The organism is Cohaesibacter intestini (assembly GCF_003324485.1).
Classification (GTDB): Bacteria; Pseudomonadota; Alphaproteobacteria; order Rhizobiales; family Cohaesibacteraceae; genus Cohaesibacter; species Cohaesibacter intestini.
The window spans coordinates 511,103-526,608 of the sequence record NZ_QODK01000001.1 but is presented as its reverse complement, the minus strand read 5'-3'; the positions used below and the strand labels follow the sequence as shown (position 1 = coordinate 526,608).

Sequence of the window (15,506 nt, the reverse complement as noted above, 5' to 3'; positions counted from 1 at the left end):
GGGTCAGCTTTCCTCGTCATACCAGAAGGTGTCCGGCATGTAGACGCCCAGATAGGACATGGGATAATAGCCATAAAGCCCCTTTTCCGGCAGATTGCGCAAGTTGGCGGCCGAGACGACCGGATGAAGGGCGCTGTTCAGGGTCCCGATGGAAAAGACCTGATCCGCATGGATCTGCAGCATCTTATGCCAGATTTCGGTTTTCTGTGCGTGGTTGGTCGCATGACGCCATTGCTTGAGCAGATCCACCAGTTCCATCACGATGGGCATGTCAGGCGGCTCGCCCTTGGTCATGGCGGATTGATAATACATACCCCAAACAGGCCATTGATACTGATCGTCCGCTGACGGGGCCAATGCCTGAGGCGAAATGTCCGCTGTTGGCACCCCATTGTCGAGACCGAACCACACCGCCATCATGATTTCACCGCCGATCGCCCGCTTGCGAAACACCTCACGCTGGGTTGAGCGGGTAAAGATGCGGATGCCACAGCGGCGGAAATGATCGGTCATCAGTTCCAGTATGTCGGTTTCAAGGGTGCTTTCCCCCGCTGTCTCGATGATGATGTCCATTGGACGCCCATCGGGCAAATGACGCTGGCGACTGAAACGCTTTGGCTTCAGGCCCATCTCGTCAAGCAGCCGGTTGGCTGCGTCCGGATCAAACTGGGCATAGGCTTGCGCATAGGCGTCCTTATAGAGCGGGCTTTCCGGCAAGACCGTATTGGCACTCTCTGCCGCCAGTCCGAAAAACAGCGCTTTGTTGATCTCTTCGCGATTGATCAGCAGCGACACCGCCCGGCGGAAGCGCACATCGCGGAACACGTCGCGCCAGACCGGATCCTTATAGGTCAGGTTGGGATAGAGCGCGAAGCTCGAACCCTGCGCCCGCCGCCACAGACTGACCTTGATATGGTTGGTTTCCTCTGCGGTTTTCATCAAGGTGAAATCGGAGAAGGTCAGGCCGCCGAACTGCAGATCGCTCTGGCCGCTCGAGGTCGCCGCCGGAATGATGTCATTGGTGCTGACATTGAGTTCAAGCCGGTCGAGATAGGGCAGTTGCAGGCCATTCTCGTCCACCCGGTGATAATAGGGATTGCGGGTAAAGACAAATTGCTCTGCAGGCGGACTGGTGCGCGGCATCCAGGCTTCCAGCGTCGGCAGATCGGGGTTTTCCGGCCGGTTGGTGCGCGAAACCCGCTTATGCAGACGTACCCAGTCATCCACCCGATATTTGTAGGACAGCTCCTCAAGCTTCTGAGACGGCTGGTACTTCGCGTGGAACTGCTTCAGATAGGTCGATGGCATGAAGATTTTAAGTGGCACTGGCTGGGCCAGATTGGCAAGGAAATCCGGCATCGTGTCGTGCCATGTGTAACGCACGGTGAGTTCATCAAGCACTTCAAAGATCGGTGGCTTGCCGTCAATCAGCATGTTGGCCGGTGGACCGCCACGATAAAGCTCCTCATTGAGGATCACGTCTTCCCAGCAATAGCGGAAGTCTTCTGCCGTAAAGGGAGACCCGTCCGACCAGCGATGCCCCTCACGCAGTTTGAAGGTGAAGACGCGGCTATCCGCGTCCACTTCAAACGAAGCCAGCAGGTCTGGCACCAGATTGAGTGCTTCGTCATAGCCGATCAGGCGGGCATAGCTGTTGATTGGCACCAGCCGAATGCCCCGCTGGCCACCAATCAGGGTCCGCAATGTGCCCCCATAGCGTCCGGCGGCACGCCCCATCTGAGCGAGCTTGACGACACGCGGATTGCTGGGCAACCGCTCTTCCACGGGTGGCAACTTGCCCTTGGCGACCAGAATTTTCAGAAAATCCGGTTCCAGATCCCTTGCTTGCGCCTTGGCCCTGATCGGCAACAAGGGCAGGGTGGCGGCGCTGGCCAGCAGGCTCAGTGCGTTGCGTCTGGTGATCATCCCTGTGCTCCCTCGATGCTTGCGCCTCGTTTGGCGAGCACTTTGTGGTCGCCGCCCAGATCGATCATCGTCAGGGCATTCTCATCGTCAAACTGGAAGTCTGACGGCCATGTATCCTGCAAGGCGCTGCTGGCTTTCATCGGAATCTCGAAATTGAGCTTGCGGTCAAGATCCGGATAGGGCACCGCTTCCAGTAGCGAACGGGTATAGGGATGGACCGGATTGGCCATCAAGGCTTCGCAAGGGGCGATCTCGACGATTCGCCCCGAACACATCACCGCCACCCGGTCCGCCATATAATTGACCACCGCCAGATTGTGCGAAATGAACAGATAGGTCAGGCCCAGTTCCGATTGCAGATCCTTGAGCAGATTGAGGATCTGTGCCTGCACCGACACATCAAGTGCTGAGACCGGCTCATCACAAACCACCAGACGGGGACCAAGTGCTAAGGCCCGGGCGATGCCGATGCGCTGCCTTTGTCCGCCAGAGAAGCTGTGCGGATAGCGGTTGAGCGAGGCACGATCCAGCCCAACGGCGCTGAGCAGATTCTCAGCCACATCCAGCCGGTCTTTCCGGTTACCCAACTGGTGGATGTCGAGCGGTTCGGTCAGGATATTCTTCACCGTCATGCGCGGCGACAGGGACGAGACCGGATCCTGAAACACCATCTGAATATCCGAGCGCAAGGCTTGCAGGGCCGCGCCGTTGCATTCGCTGATATTGATTGGTCCCTGTTCGTCCACATAATGGATCGACCCTTCATCGGGCTCCAGTGCCCGCATCAGAATCTTGGACAGGGTGGTCTTGCCGCAACCGCTTTCCCCAACCAGTCCCAGACATTCACCCTTGAAAATATCGAAGCTGACGTCGGAGACGGCTTTTTTTGGGGCATGTCCCGATGCCTTCAGGCCCCAGCTCTGTTTGCGGGTGGCAAAGCTCTTGTTGATGCCCTGCACTGAGAGAATGACTTGCGGTCCCGCGCTGTTGCCATTGGCAGCGTCGCTCTGTTTGGTATAATTGCCGAGCCCCCGAACCTTGTCGATGGGGATCTCGCGCAGAGGTTTCAGCCGATCCCCCTGTCCCATACCGAAATGCGGCACGGCTTCCATCAGTCCCTTGAGATAGGGATGGGTGGGATTGCGGAAAATGTCGTCCACCGACCCCATTTCCATAATGTTGCCGCGATGGATCACCACCACCTCATCGGCCATATTGGCCACGACGCCCAAATCATGGGTGATCAGCAACACACCCATATTGAGCTTGGTCTGCAAATCTTTCAGCAATTTCAGGATCTGCGCCTGAATGGTCACATCCAAAGCCGTGGTTGGCTCGTCGGCAATCAGCAGGCTTGGCGAGCAAATCAGTGCCATGGCGATCATCGCGCGCTGCCGCATACCGCCCGACAGCTCGAACGGATACATCTCATAAATGCGTTGCGGATTGTCAAAGCCCACCATTGCCAGCGTTTCATGGCAAAGCTCGATTTGCTCCATCGGCGACAAATCCGTATGGATGGCGAGACTTTCGCTGATCTGGTTGCCGATTGTATGCATCAGCGAGAAGGACGTCATCGGCTCCTGAAAGATCATGCCGATGCGATTGCCCCGAACATGACGGATTTCCGGCCCGTCCTTGGGCAAGGTCAACAGGTCCACTGGTGGCTCGTCATAGCGGGCATCATCGAACCAGACATTGCCCTTGACTGTCGCCGTCCTCGGCGCGATACCCATCACCGCCTGAGAAATGACCGATTTGCCCGATCCGGACTCGCCGACCAGCGCTGTCACCTTGCCGGGCAAGACCCGCAGGCTGGCATTTTTCACCGCCCTGAAATGTCCGCCGCCGATCAGCGAGAAATCAACCGACATCCCCTCAATACGAAGCAGGTCTTGAGCCACGGTCGGAATGGCTGTGGGATCGGTGGATGCGTTGGGCACCTGCACTGGGTCTTGAGTGGTGGGCGACATGAAAATTCCCAAAATTTTGAAATCCGTGAAGGAAGAGACTATCTCAAGCGATGCAGACTTTCCAAGATGGGCATGCGAGTTTTTGCGCATGCTTGATCCAATGAGTTTCAAGATCAATAGCATGATCAAAGTGACAAACAGAAATCACATTGATCATAGAGGGAAAAAGACCGGAGCGCCTATGGAAAAACTCAGACAAGTGCTCGCCGCGGCTGCCAGCCTGCGCGATGCCGGAGAGAACGAACGCGCCTGGCAGGTGCTGGAGGCGGCCAAACAGGACACTGAGGTGATGGCAGTCCAGCCTCATACGGCGTTGGGCTTGCCGCGCAAGCTGCATGCCGCGATGCTGCGCACCGCCAAACGCGACGGCAATGCCCTATTGAAGATTGCCTATCAATATCACCTTGTGCCTGACCCGGCGCTTTTGGCTGATCTGACCAAAGTCAACCCCGATGACAGACGCGCGATTGTCGCGGCCAACCAGCAGGCCATCCCCAGAACCATCCATCAAATCTGGATCGGGGAGCGCCCGGTGCCAGAAGCAACCCGCGCATGGGCCAGCCATGCGGCAAGCAATGGGTATCAATACAAGCTCTGGCGCGAAGCCGATCTGCAAACACTCGGCATTGATGTGCTGCCTGAATTCAATGACATGCTGGCAGCAGGCGATTATCCCGGTGCGGTTGATGTGGCCCGCTATGTTATCCTCGCCCGCGAGGGTGGCATCTATCTCGATTGCGACTGGTATCCCGCCCGAATGGACCGGAGCTTTGATGCCTTCATGTCGATGGCCGGATTGACGGCCATGGCTGAGCCGGTCCCGCGCAATCTTGGGTGGGGCAGCATGCTGCTCTATAATTCCTTCATTGCGGCACCCGCCGGTCATCCGGCAATGACGGGCATGATCGAGGCGATTCCAGATGTCCTGAAACGCCTGGCTGACGCGCCCGCATGGTGGAGCACTGGCCCGCTGCTTTTCACCCTGATCGCGCGTCGCGGTCCGATCCAGTTGCTCGATCCGGCCTTTGTTGCCGCAAGCTTCAAGGCACAGACGCCGCTGGCAGATATCAGGGCGGCTTGTCAGGCTGCCGAGGCTGCGGGCGGGGCCAACGGCCTGTTGATGGATTGGAAGGAATGGTAACACGGAAAAGAAGCTGCCTTATTTTGGCGCATTTCGGGTTATAGTGCTCAAACCAATGGCAGATTGACGGCTTTGGTCTGAGGATGGCAGTGGGGAAAAAAAGGATTTTCCTCCTGCGTCTGGGCCAATCCTCTGGAGAGAATCGGATCTGTCCGAGCGTTTCAACAATAGGTCTGGCTCACAGCGGTTCGCAGCCACAGGCCTCTGGTCAAAGAGGCTGTGAAGCAACGCACAGCGAACCGGTCAAGGAAAGGAAACGGCATGGCAACAATTGCCCTTGTCGATGATGATCGCAACATTCTGACATCTGTTTCCATCGCACTGGAAAGCGAAGGATACAAAGTGGACACCTATACCGACGGTGCCTCGGGTCTCGATGGCCTGTTGCATGCCCCGCCGGATCTGGCGATCCTCGACATCAAGATGCCCCGTATGGACGGGATGGAACTTCTGCGCCGATTGCGCCAGAAAACCGACCTGCCGGTAATCTTTCTGACGTCCAAGGATGATGAGATCGACGAGCTGTTCGGTTTGAAAATGGGTGCGGATGATTTCATTCACAAACCCTTCTCCCAGCGCCTGCTGGTCGAGCGGGTGAAGGCAGTTTTGCGCCGGGCGCAGGCCCGTGAGGTAAAAGTCTCTTCCGATGGTCAGACCGCTAAGGCCGACCTGTTGGAGCGCGGTCTGCTGAGCATGGATCAGGAGCGCCATACCTGCAGCTGGGATGGCAAACCGGTCACCCTGACGGTCACGGAGTTTCTGATCCTCTTTGCGCTGGCCCAGCGTCCCGGCGTGGTCAAAAGCCGCAACGCCCTGATGGATGCCGCCTATGAAGATCAGGTCTATGTCGATGACCGAACCATTGACAGCCACATCAAGCGTCTGCGCAAGAAATTCAAGGCAGCCGATGACAATTTCGATATGATCGAAACCCTCTATGGGGTTGGTTACCGGTTCCGGGAACAGGGTTGATCCGATCAACCGGAGCGCAATAGAGGGATGTTGAAAAAGCATCGACAATCTGCCTATTCCATACAGGATATTCTGCTTTGAAATTTCTCATTTCCCCAACCTCCCCCTATTCCTCGAAGGTTTGCATGGCCGCGCGGTTCTGCAACATCGAAGCCAAGTGCGCTACGGTTGTCACGACCGACGACCCGGATATTCTGATTGAAAACAATCCCTTGGGTAAAATACCAACCCTTTTGACCGATGACGGCAAGGCCATTTTTGACAGCCGCGCAATCATGCAATTCCTCAACCGCGAAAGCGGTGGCATGCTCTACCCTGAGGATCCTTCGGACCGAACCGACGTGGAGGTTCTCGAAGCGCTTGGTGACGGCATTACCGACTGCTTGCTTGCACAGGCCTATGAAATTCGCTTTCGCCCCGATGACAAGATATACCAGCTGGCGCTTGACCGGCAGTGGGAGAAAGTCGCGCGGGGCCTCGATCGATTGCAGGCGGCCCCACCAACATTGGCTGATGGGCTAAATGGTGGCCATCTGGCTCTCGCCGGAATGGCAGGGTATCTGGCACTTCGCTTTGCCGGGCGTTGGGAAGTGCAATGGCCATGGGTCAACGAATTTATGGATGCGTTTCGCGCGCATTATCCAGCCTTGGCTGAACGTCTGCCAAAACACGCATAAAGAGGGCCGGTTTGCGCCAGTCAAGGCGGGTTTGACAAGGGCAAGGCCCGTGTCTTGGCGATCAGAGAATGAATAAGGGATAAGCCGACAAAGCATAAGGCAGGCATATCCGCAGACTGGAAGACCATGTTGCAGAAAAGCAGGGACAAACAGGAAGCCAAGCGAGCCTCTTCCGGTGAAAGCCGGAAGCGCAGCCTTGCGCCCTTGCGCAGCCTTGGTGCTTCAATTGCCTTTTCTTCCCTGACCCGTCGAATCGTCTTTCTCAATCTTGCCGCGTTGGCTGTGCTGGTGCTTGGCATTCTCTATCTCAACCAGTTCCGCGAAGGCTTGATCGATGCCCGCGTCTCTTCTCTGCTGACTCAGGGCAAGATCATCGCCGGGGCCGTAGCTGCCTCAGCGGCGGCTGACGCCGACGCGATCACCATCAATCCGGATCGGCTGCTGGAACTGCAGGCGGGTGAAAGCTTCACACCGACTGATGATACCTTCGGATTCTTCGAGTTTCCCATCGATCCCGAACGGGCGGCTCCCATTCTACGCGCGGCTATTTCACCCACCGACACCCGTGCCCGTATCTATGATCTGGCTGGCAATCTGGTGATTGATTCCCGCCAGCTTCATGCCCGTGGCATCCTGCGTTTCAATCTGCCCGAGCCGGAGGTGGAGCGCGAGGAGGGATGGACGGAAGTCTGGAGCCGGTTCGTCAGCTGGATCCGACAGGCCGATCTGCCCCTCTACAAGGAGCTGGGCAGCACCGACGGGCGTCGCTATCCGGAAGTCTCCCAGGCCCTTGACGGGTCGGCCGCGTCGATTGTCCGGGTCAACGACAAGGGACGTCTGATTGTCTCGGCTGCCGTGCCGATCCAGCGCTCCCGTGTCATTGCAGGCGCCTTGCTGCTCTCCACCCGCGACGGGGAAATCGATGAAATCGTTCAGGCCGAGCGCTGGGGTATTGTCCGGGTCTTTCTGATTTCCGCCTTGGTGACCGGTACCTTGTCCATTCTGCTCGCCGGGACCATTGCCGGGCCGGTGCGCAAATTGTCCGAAGCCGCAGAACGGGTGCGTCGCGGCGTCAAGGCCCGCGAACAGATCCCGGATTTCTCCGACCGCAAGGACGAGATCGGTCAATTGAGCCAATCCTTGCGGGCGATGACCAAAACCCTGTATCAGCGCATGGATGCAATCGAAGCCTTCGCGGCCGACGTGGCCCATGAGCTGAAGAATCCGCTGACTTCCCTGCGTTCGGCGGTGGAAACCCTGCCTCTGGCCAAGAAACCGGAATCCCGTGAGCGGCTGGTGGGAATCATTCTACATGACGTGCGGCGCCTTGATCGGTTGATCTCGGATATCTCAGACGCCTCGCGTCTGGACGCAGAACTGGCGCGACAGGATTCCGAGCCCCTTGATCTGCAGGCCCTGATGGAAACGATCGTCACCATTCAGGATGAAATCGGGTCCAAATCCGACATTCATGTCACGCTGAGCCTGTCCGGTGGTGAGGACATGGCCGATGCCTTCATGGTCCATGGCAATGACAGTCGTCTGGGGCAGGTCTTTGTCAATCTGATCGACAATGCCCGCTCCTTTACCGCGCCGGGCGGCACCGTCGATGTTGCCCTGACCAGACAGGACAAGAAGGTCGTTGTGACCGTCGACGATCATGGACCGGGCATTCAGGCCGAGGATGTCAATCGTGTCTTCGAGCGCTTCTATACCGACCGTCCGCAGGGCGAGGATTTCGGTCAGAATTCCGGTCTTGGTCTGTCCATCTCCAAGCAGATCGTCGAAGCCTATCAGGGGACGATACGCGCGTCCAATCGCACCAGTGCGCCGGACGAAGACCCCGCCCATGAAGAGGCCGAAGCGACGATTCTCGGTGCTCGCTTTACGGTCGAGTTGCCCGCAGGTCCTGTCAATGCGACGAAAAGGCTTGATCCCAAACCCGACCAAAACAGCTAAGCTGGGTGAATGAGCACCAAATAATCTAGGCTGTTGGGAGCCTGCCATGTCGCTTTATCTTGACCCGGACCATGACGAAGCCCGCAATGGGCCCATCTTCGACATCCCCGATCATCTGGCCCAAGGCAGTGACATCATGCATGCCGCTTCACTGGTGATCGGCAGTCTCGGCATCCTGATCAGAGGGGCTACCGGCAGTGGCAAGTCCCTGCTTCAGCGTCATTTGCGGCAAGAGGCCGACCATCGCGGCCTCTATGCTGCTCTTATCAGTGACGATTATGTCCGCCTTGCGCGAACTGCTGGCGCCGAGCACCAAGCCCCATCCCTTCTGGCTTTTGCACCATTGGCAACCCGACGGCTGCAAGAGGTGAGGGGCTTTGGTGTCACCGAACTGTCCCCCGCCCATCATCTGACCAGTGCTGTCATGCACCTGCTGATCGACCTGACCGATGCCAAAGACATTGTGCGCATGCCCTCGCGCGATGAGGCCCGATTGGACGTGCAGGGTGTTCGCATTGATCACCTGCAGGCACCGGAGCGCCAATCCGCACTCGCTTGTGATCTGATTTTTGCCCGTCTATCCACATGGAAGGCTGGTGGATGACGGCTCAGGGCTGTCTTTTGGGGTTGCGTTCGCCCCCATGTTGGTGAAGATAGGCAGTCTTTGGTGCCCAACGGGATGTAGTAAGGACCATCCTGACTAAAATCCGTCGGGGTGCCGGACATATGAAGGAGAGCAGACATTCCATGATTGGTCTTGTCCTTGTTACACACGGTCGACTGGCCGAAGAATTTCGTGCCGCGCTGGAACATGTGGTCGGGCCACAGGAGCAGATCGAGACCATCTGCATCGGCCCGGATGATGACATGGAGCAGCGGCGTCAGGATATTCTCACCGCCGTCGAAGCGGTCGACAAGGGCGATGGTGTGGTTTTGCTCACCGACATGTTCGGTGGAACACCGTCCAATATGGCGATTTCCGTCATGGACGAGAACAAGATCGAAGTGTTGGCCGGTGTCAATCTACCGATGCTGATCAAGCTGGCCAGTGTGCGCGCCGACCGTACGATGACCGAAGCTGTTCATGAGGCTTGTGATGCAGGCCGAAAATATATTAATATTGCCAGTGATTTGCTGTCCGGCTGAGCGGAGTGTTCCGACCGGCTCGTCCAGGTCCCTGACGTGATTCTGGGCAAGGGCAGTCAATAGAGTGTAACCCCTTGCCAAGAAAGCCGTTTCGTCAGACGTGTCCCAGTCCTCTTTCTCCGAACGATTGTGCATCAAGAACAAGCGTGGCCTGCATGCCAGAGCATCGGCCAAGTTTGTCCAGACAGTTGATCAGTTTGATGCGGACGTACAGGTCTCCAAGGACGGTCACACGGTGTGTGGCACGTCAATTATGGGTTTGATGATGCTGGCGGCAGCGCCGGGCTGTCACATTGACGTTGTGACGTCGGGCAATCAGGCTGAAGACGCGCTGAAGGCGATCTCCACTCTGATCGAAGACCGCTTCGGCGAAGGGGAATAGAGCAAGCGAGCTGGGTTGTTCGCACTTGCAAGATGTGCGCCGCAAAAAGTGCACCAAGATGTTGTTTTTTCTATTCTCATTCGGGCAACCTTCGCTCTTCAATTCGACCTTTCAGACCCTTTGAAGCCGCTTTGCAAAAAGTTTTCCCCGCCATTTTGGGCGCATCAATTGGTCGCATTGATCTGGTTTTTTCCGGACCGATTGGCCCTATTCCTGATCAGTAAAAGCCGTTCGAAGTCTTGAAAATGCATCATTCCTGCTGAAACCTCAGATTGTGTCCTAAGTTGTTTTCTGCAAAATGGTTTTTAAAATAAAGATTTCGATTGTATTTTGGAAGTTTAGAGTAAATGTAAAAAGTTGTTTCCGTTTTATCTGGGGTATTTATTGGAAATATTGGTGAACTATTTTTTTTAAGGCAGTGGCAGTGTCGAACCTAATCGACAGGATTTTGGAGATCTTTGATTGACGAGCCATAAAGAGAATTGTTAATCTTCTGTCTGCTGCGAAAATCTGGACCATTAAACAGACAAGGAAGACTGCGTGAACAGTCCCAAGTTCGGATTTTATTCTTTTGAGAATTCCGGGGTGATGTCGGCCCCGGTCATGCACGAGATCACCCTTCGCGCACCTGTGCGCGGACGCTTCAACTGCAACGAGATTGATCTACCTATCCAGATGGCATCCCAAAGCCGTCCTGCAGTGGATCAGAATATATGAGACATACCATCCCGGAGGTAAATATGAAACGCTTTGTGATCGCAGCCTTGATGCTGTCAGGCTCCGCCTTTGCTGCACAGGCTGCAGATTGTGGCAAAGTCACCATCGCAGACATGAACTGGAACTCTGCAACGCTCATCGCCAATGTTGACCGCTTCATTCTCGAACACGGCTATGGCTGTGAAGCCGAGCTGGTTCCTGGCGACACCATGCCGACTGGCGCATCGATGACCGAGAAGGGTGAGCCGGACATTGCTCCGGAATTCTGGGTTAACTCCATGCGCGAAGCCATTGATAAGGGTGTCGAAGAAGGTCGTCTGGCCATTACCGGCGCCTCCCTGTCTGATGGCGGCGAAGAAGGCTTTTGGGTACCGAAATATATGGTCGACAAGGATCCTAGCCTTGCAACCATCGAAGGGGTGCTGAAGAACGTCAAGATGTTCCCGCATCCGGAAGACGATTCCCTTGCAGGCTTCTATGGCTGCCCGGCTGGCTGGAACTGTCAGATTTCTTCCGGCAACCTGTTCAAAGCCTTGAACATGGAAGAGGCCGGCTTTGAAATTGTCGATCCGGGTTCAGGCGCGGGCCTCTCTGGTTCCATCGCCAAGGCCTATGAGCGTGGCGAAGGCTGGCTCGGCTACTACTGGGCACCGACCGCTGTGCTCGGCAAGTATGAAATGGTCAAAGTTGACTTCGGTTCCGGCGTCGACGACAAAATGTTCAAGGAATGCATCACCCAGGCAGATTGCGCGGATCCAAAACCAACCATGTATCCGCCTTCTGAAGTCTGGACTGTGACCACCGGTGATTTCTCCAAGAAACATGAAGAGATCGCCGCTTATCTTGGCAAGCGTTCTTTCAAGAACTCCCAGATGAACGGTCTTCTGGCATGGATGGAAGACAATCAGGCTGACGGCGAAATTGCTGGCATCCACTTCCTGAAAGAAAATGAAGCCCAATGGTCTTCCTGGGTTCCTGCTGAAGCGGCTGAAAAAGTCAAGAAAGCGCTCGCAGAGCTCTAGAAAGCATGATTGCGCCTTGTCATAGGCGCACGAATCCCGGACCCTGCTTGGGGCCCGGGATTTTGTTTTTTAAACAGACATATTGGAGGCAAGCAAATGGCGGATGCGTCATGGCTGAGCGAATTCCCCTCACTTGATAGAGGCACCCTTGTTGCTATCCGCAAAACTCTGGACGGTGCCTATCGCAGTTTCTCCCGTGAATATGGCGAAGCCATCGAAACGATCTTCGATCCCCTTCTTGCCTTTTTGATCTGGTTCGAGAAACTGCTGCTGAACACCCCGTGGCCCATCATTATCTTGGCCATCGGCGCCATTGTCTTCAGCGCCAGCCGCTCCTGGAAATTGTTGATCGGTGTTGTCATTTCCCTGTTGCTGATCGGCTATTTCGGCATGTGGGAAGACACCATGCGGACCCTTTCGATGATCACGGTCTGCACGTTGATGGCGATTGTCGTGGGCATTCCGGTCGGTATTGCCATGGCCCGGTCTGATCGGGTTCAGGCGGTTGTCACGCCGATTCTCGACATCATGCAGACCATGCCTGCCTTCGTTTATCTCATTCCGGTTGTGATGCTGCTCGGCATCGGCAAGATTCCAGGCCTGATCGCTGTGGTCATCTATGCCATTCCGCCCGTCATTCGCCTTACCAACCTTGGTATTCGCCTTGTCGACAAGGAAGTGCTGGAAGCCGCGACCGCCTTTGGGGCGAGCCCGCACCAACGCCTGTTCGGTGTTCAGGTGCCGCTCGCCATGCCGACCATCATGGCAGGCATCAACCAGACCATCATGATGGCTCTGGCGATGGTTGTTGTGGCCTCGATGATCGGCGTGAAAGGCCTCGGCCAGCCGGTTCTCAAATCGATCACCAACCAGTATTTCACCCTCGGCCTTTTCAATGGCCTCGCAATTGTGGCGCTCGCCATCATCTTCGACCGGGTATCCCAGGCTTACGCCCAGCGTAGCCAGAAGCATATGAAAGGAGCCCACTAATGTCTGATACATTGATTGAGGTAAAAGGGCTCTACAAGCTGTTTGGCAATGAACCTGAAAAGCATATGCCACTGGTCCATCAGGGTTTGAGCAAGGACGATATCCTCGCCCAAACCGGCCATACGCTCGGTCTCAAGGATATCAACCTGAAAATCAAAAAGGGTGATATCTCGGTGATCATGGGTCTGTCCGGATCGGGCAAATCGACACTCATCCGCCACTTCAACCGGCTGATCGATCCGACCGAAGGCCAGATCATCGTTGACGGCGAAGATGTGATGAAGCTGTCGGAAAAAGAGCTGGAACAATTCCGCCGTCACAAAATGTCGATGGTCTTTCAGCGCTTCGGCCTTTTGCCTCACCGCACAGTGCTCGATAATGCTTCCTATGGTCTGACGGTTCAGGGCGTGAGCAAGGCGGAAGCCCATGAGCGGGGTGTCGAATGGTTGGCAACGGTCGGTCTGGCTGGCTATGAGAACCAGTATCCCTCGCAATTGTCCGGTGGTCAGCAGCAGCGTGTCGGGCTTGCCCGTGCCCTTGCAACCAACGCTGAAATCCTGCTGATGGACGAGGCTTTCTCTGCCCTCGACCCGTTGATCCGTTCGGAAATGCAGGATCAGCTGATCGAGTTGCAGGAAAAGCTGCACAAGACCATCATCTTCATCACCCACGATCTGGATGAAGCCCTGCGTCTTGGCAATAACATCGCCATCCTCAAGGATGGTGAGCTGGTTCAGGACGACAAGCCGGAAGAAATCCTGCTCAACCCGGCGACCGACTATGTCGAGGCCTTCGTGCGCGACGTCAACCGCGCCCGGGCTCTGAATGTGGAAACGGTTATGCAGCCCCAGGCCTTCCGTATCACCGCAGCCACCATCGGTGAAGCACTCAAGCAAATGCGGGCCCATTCCGATGATTATGCCTATCACGTCACCGATGAGGGCTATCAGGGTACCCTGACTCAGGAAAGCCTTGAGGAATATTATCAGGAAGATGCCAAGGCCGAGCTCTGCGAAGAGCATTATGCCGATGTGCCGCACATCTCGCCGGATGCTCCGCTAGAGGAGGTGCTGCCTGAGACCCTTTCCGCTGACTATCCGGTGCCGGTGGTCGATGACGAAGGAGAGTTCCATGGCTCGTTGTCGCGGGATGATCTTGCCGGTGTTCTGAGCAATGAGTCGTCCTCCGAGGAGAATAACGCAAAATCGAAAGATGCCGAAGAGGGCGTTGAAGCGAGCTCCGAAGCAAAAGAGAAAGCATCAGAGGCGAAGAAGCCAGAGCCGGCGTAACCGCTCTTATATCAACAAGACAAAGAAAAGGGGGCGAAAGCCCCCTTTGTTATTTCAGCACCATGGTGGTTTGACGGACAGTCCCGGCAAGCCCTAGCTTGCTTGCCCGAGATTTTTGCGCATCTGGACAAACCGCATCGCGCGCTGGGAAGAGGAAATATCCAGTTCCTTGTAACGAATGATGCTGCGACCGCCTGCACTCAGTGGCAGCTTCAGCTTATCACATCGCACCCGCATCACACGGGTGAAGGCATCGACGCTGACATCCAGTGACTTGCACAGGATGGCGATCGGGTCGTCATTTTCCTGATAGAAGGCATTGGAAACCAGTGGTTCATCCATATCAGCCATGGCAGCAAGAAGAGAGATGAGGTCTGCGCTGCGGTCAGCTTCGGCCAGTTGGATGATGGCGTCAGACAATTGCACCTTGCCTTCTTTCACATCGGTGATCAGCAACTTGGTTTCAATCCGGCCCTTGCGTCCATCCAGCTTTTCGGCGGTAACACGTTTTTGTGCCATATCGAGCAACTCGCCGCCCATGGCCGAATCCTGTTCGAACAATTGCACCAGACGTTGCTTGCCTTCCTGAGGCAGCAATGGCAGCAGGTTTTTGGCGGCCTCGATCGTGATGTCAGGTCGGGCGCTCAGACTGGCCTGGAGGATTTGGTCGCCAGAGGCATTGTCAACCAGTTTGTCAAACCCTTTGGACGTGATTTCTGCGCCCTTGTTCTGGGTCACCTTGTGCCAGACTTCCCGCGTGCCATTCTCGATCAGTGCATCGGTAACCGTGCCCGAAAGGCTTTCACGCTGGGCGATGCTTTCCAGATGACTTGGGGACAGGGACTGGGAAAAGGCAACGAAATCGTCATCGGTCAGGACCGGGCTATGCTGCAACATCGGTCCGGCCACCGCAACGTCGTCTTGCGCCAGTTGGCGTGCGACATCAGACGGCAGACTGTCATGGGGTGCGGCGCGTTCGGAAAATTCCGCGCGTCCCTCAAGATCGACATCATCGAGCATTTTCAGCACGATATCGCGAAAAATCACGGCTTCCTTCTGAGAATGATGCTCGGCGCCATCAAAAAACATGTCAGCCACACGACCGAGCAGTTCTCTGCGTTTGTCACTTGACTTTTCGCGGGCTAGATCTGTGATGGTATCAAGCATGAACAAACTCTTCTTGTCGCGCGGGTTGCAACCCACATCATTGGTGTCGCGCCATGGTCATCAGCGGCGTCAACCTGAAAGTCTTCTGGATCCTGAAGCAGCTCGGTCTTAAACAGAACCCAATCTGAAACAAGTCTAGGCGCCC

14 protein-coding genes are annotated in these 15,506 nt (G+C 55.9%); 11 read left to right on the top strand and 3 right to left on the bottom strand.

From position 1 onward, the window contains the following. Positions 1 to 3 precede the first annotated feature (3 nt). Together DSD30_RS02250 and DSD30_RS02245 are read right to left on the bottom strand one after the other, a co-directional pair. Positions 4 to 1,926, bottom strand: a complete 1,923-nt coding sequence (locus DSD30_RS02250; RefSeq protein ID WP_114007959.1) for an ABC transporter substrate-binding protein — start codon at positions 1,924 to 1,926, stop codon at positions 4 to 6. Beyond that, positions 1,923 to 3,800: a dipeptide ABC transporter ATP-binding protein gene (locus DSD30_RS02245; RefSeq protein WP_245418368.1), complete on the bottom strand. Its 1,878-nt coding sequence runs from the start codon at positions 3,798 to 3,800 to the stop codon at positions 1,923 to 1,925. The genes DSD30_RS02250 and DSD30_RS02245 overlap by 4 nt, the downstream gene beginning before the upstream one ends. A 280-nt stretch (positions 3,801 to 4,080) precedes the next feature. On the opposite strand from DSD30_RS02245, the gene DSD30_RS02240 reads away from it, so the two are divergent. From DSD30_RS02240 to DSD30_RS02195, 11 genes are all read left to right on the top strand, one after another. Next, positions 4,081 to 5,040 (top strand): glycosyltransferase family 32 protein, encoded by a 960-nt coding sequence (locus DSD30_RS02240; protein WP_114008582.1) that lies wholly within the window; start codon positions 4,081 to 4,083, stop codon positions 5,038 to 5,040. Between the two features lie 261 nt (positions 5,041 to 5,301). Then, entirely contained in the window at positions 5,302 to 6,012 is a 711-nt protein-coding gene (locus DSD30_RS02235; RefSeq protein WP_114007958.1) for a response regulator transcription factor, read from the top strand. A gap of 77 nt (positions 6,013 to 6,089) precedes the next feature. Further along, a complete protein-coding gene (locus tag DSD30_RS02230; RefSeq protein WP_245418330.1) occupies positions 6,090 to 6,689 on the top strand; it encodes a glutathione S-transferase family protein in 600 nt (199 codons plus the stop codon). Positions 6,690 to 6,815: 126 nt separating this feature from the next. Further along, complete coding sequence (locus DSD30_RS02225; RefSeq protein WP_114007956.1) at positions 6,816 to 8,648, top strand: sensor histidine kinase; 1,833 nt, start codon at positions 6,816 to 6,818, stop codon at positions 8,646 to 8,648. A 46-nt stretch (positions 8,649 to 8,694) separates the two neighbouring features. Beyond that, the gene (locus DSD30_RS02220) at positions 8,695 to 9,252 is read left to right on the top strand and encodes an HPr kinase/phosphorylase (protein ID WP_114007955.1); all 558 of its coding nucleotides are present in this window, start codon (positions 8,695 to 8,697) and stop codon (positions 9,250 to 9,252) included. Positions 9,253 to 9,395: 143 nt separating this feature from the next. Further along, entirely contained in the window at positions 9,396 to 9,794 is a 399-nt protein-coding gene (locus DSD30_RS02215; RefSeq protein WP_114007954.1) for a PTS sugar transporter subunit IIA, read from the top strand. A 100-nt stretch (positions 9,795 to 9,894) separates the two neighbouring features. Beyond that, the gene (locus DSD30_RS02210; protein ID WP_114007953.1) at positions 9,895 to 10,176 is read left to right on the top strand and encodes an HPr family phosphocarrier protein; all 282 of its coding nucleotides are present in this window, start codon (positions 9,895 to 9,897) and stop codon (positions 10,174 to 10,176) included. A gap of 540 nt (positions 10,177 to 10,716) precedes the next feature. Further along, the gene (locus tag DSD30_RS21455; RefSeq protein WP_157967520.1) at positions 10,717 to 10,893 is read left to right on the top strand and encodes a hypothetical protein; all 177 of its coding nucleotides are present in this window, start codon (positions 10,717 to 10,719) and stop codon (positions 10,891 to 10,893) included. Between the two features lie 23 nt (positions 10,894 to 10,916). Then, positions 10,917 to 11,915: an ABC transporter substrate-binding protein gene (locus tag DSD30_RS02205; RefSeq protein WP_114007952.1), complete on the top strand. Its 999-nt coding sequence runs from the start codon at positions 10,917 to 10,919 to the stop codon at positions 11,913 to 11,915. Between the two features lie 96 nt (positions 11,916 to 12,011). After that, entirely contained in the window at positions 12,012 to 12,905 is an 894-nt protein-coding gene (locus DSD30_RS02200; protein ID WP_114007951.1) for an ABC transporter permease, read from the top strand. Continuing rightward, the gene (locus DSD30_RS02195; RefSeq protein WP_114007950.1) at positions 12,905 to 14,194 is read left to right on the top strand and encodes a quaternary amine ABC transporter ATP-binding protein; all 1,290 of its coding nucleotides are present in this window, start codon (positions 12,905 to 12,907) and stop codon (positions 14,192 to 14,194) included. The genes DSD30_RS02200 and DSD30_RS02195 overlap by 1 nt, the downstream gene beginning before the upstream one ends. A gap of 93 nt (positions 14,195 to 14,287) precedes the next feature. On the opposite strand, the gene DSD30_RS02190 is transcribed toward DSD30_RS02195, so the two are convergent. Beyond that, complete coding sequence (locus DSD30_RS02190) at positions 14,288 to 15,361, bottom strand: DUF2336 domain-containing protein (RefSeq protein WP_114007949.1); 1,074 nt, start codon at positions 15,359 to 15,361, stop codon at positions 14,288 to 14,290. Between the last annotated feature and the right edge of the window lie 145 nt (positions 15,362 to 15,506).

Coding starts and splice junctions, on each gene's coding strand:
- DSD30_RS02225 (WP_114007956.1), top strand. CDS start 6,816: ATGTTGCAGAAAAGCAGGGACAAACAGGAAGCCAAGCGAGCCTCTTCC.
- DSD30_RS02195 (WP_114007950.1), top strand. CDS start 12,905: ATGTCTGATACATTGATTGAGGTAAAAGGGCTCTACAAGCTGTTTGGC.
- DSD30_RS02245 (WP_245418368.1), bottom strand. CDS start 3,800: ATGTCGGTTGATTTCTCGCTGATCGGCGGCGGACATTTCAGGGCGGTG.
- DSD30_RS02220 (WP_114007955.1), top strand. CDS start 8,695: ATGTCGCTTTATCTTGACCCGGACCATGACGAAGCCCGCAATGGGCCC.
- DSD30_RS02205 (WP_114007952.1), top strand. CDS start 10,917: ATGAAACGCTTTGTGATCGCAGCCTTGATGCTGTCAGGCTCCGCCTTT.
- DSD30_RS02215 (WP_114007954.1), top strand. CDS start 9,396: ATGATTGGTCTTGTCCTTGTTACACACGGTCGACTGGCCGAAGAATTT.
- DSD30_RS02250 (WP_114007959.1), bottom strand. CDS start 1,926: ATGATCACCAGACGCAACGCACTGAGCCTGCTGGCCAGCGCCGCCACC.
- DSD30_RS02190 (WP_114007949.1), bottom strand. CDS start 15,361: ATGCTTGATACCATCACAGATCTAGCCCGCGAAAAGTCAAGTGACAAA.
- DSD30_RS02240 (WP_114008582.1), top strand. CDS start 4,081: ATGGAAAAACTCAGACAAGTGCTCGCCGCGGCTGCCAGCCTGCGCGAT.
- DSD30_RS02200 (WP_114007951.1), top strand. CDS start 12,012: ATGGCGGATGCGTCATGGCTGAGCGAATTCCCCTCACTTGATAGAGGC.
- DSD30_RS02235 (WP_114007958.1), top strand. CDS start 5,302: ATGGCAACAATTGCCCTTGTCGATGATGATCGCAACATTCTGACATCT.